The organism is Roseovarius sp. TE539, assembly GCF_003298505.1.
Taxonomy (GTDB): domain Bacteria; phylum Pseudomonadota; class Alphaproteobacteria; order Rhodobacterales; family Rhodobacteraceae; genus Roseovarius.
The window spans coordinates 1-892 of the sequence record NZ_QNGB01000071.1; the positions used below are offsets into that span (position 1 = coordinate 1).

Annotated in this window: 1 protein-coding gene and 1 pseudogene; both read left to right on the top strand. The window is 58.4% G+C overall.

The annotated features are described in order from the left end of the window. Nucleotides 1-274, top strand: a pseudogene (locus DQW77_RS17900) (hypothetical protein); the annotation flags it as partial. Further along, on the top strand, nucleotides 271-892 hold a 622-nt coding region (gene istB, locus DQW77_RS17905), incomplete at its 3' end, for an IS21-like element helper ATPase IstB (RefSeq protein WP_113259696.1). The pseudogene DQW77_RS17900 and the gene istB, both read left to right, overlap by 4 nt.

An 892-nucleotide genomic window follows, 5' to 3' on the forward strand; every position in this document is an offset into this window, starting at 1 on the left:
CTACATGCGCGAGAAAGGTGGCGACCGGGAGTTTGTCGACCTGCTGCTGCTGGCACTTGAGCATGGCATCGACGTGGTCGAGATGGCCTGCGATCTGGCCGTCGAACAACGCACCCTGCGCTTGCCGGCGATCATCAATCTGGTCAATCAGCTGCTGGAGCCGACAATCGCGCCACTGGCGGAGACACATGCCTATCCACAGCTGACCCTGCGCCCAGAGGCCGATTGCAAGCGATATGAAGCGCTTTGTGCTGCGGGGAGGGTCGCAGCATGAACGCCCTCATCGACCAACTCGCTGCCCTCAGGCTTCATGGGATGGCCGCTTGCGCTCAGGATTTGCTTGCCACGCGCACGCCACCAAGCCTGACAACAGCGCTGAAGGCCTTGATCGAAGCCGAGACCAAAGAGCGGCGGGTGCGGTCCATCCAGTATCAGATGCGCATCGCCAAATTTCCCCATCACAAGGACTTCGCTAGCTTCGATTACAGCACGGCGACCGTCACGAAAGTGCAGATCGACCCGTTTTGCTCAGGCCAGTTCACCGATGACGCGCACAACATCATCCTCGTCGGTGGAACCGGCACCGGCAAGACGCACATTTCCATCGCGCTCGGGACCAACCTGGTCAATCGAGGAAAACGGGTGCGCTTCTATAATGCCGTCGATCTGATCAATGCCCTCATTGCAGAGCAGGCCGAGGGCAACACCGGGAAGATCATCAAGCAACTGACCGCCCTGGATTGCGTCATCATCGACGAACTCGGCTATATCCCATTCCCGAAATCTGGCGGGTCGCTGCTGTTTCATCTGATCAGCAAGCTGTATGAGACGACCAGCGTCATCATCACCACAAACCTCGAGTTCGGTGAATGGGTGTCTGTCTTCGGCGATG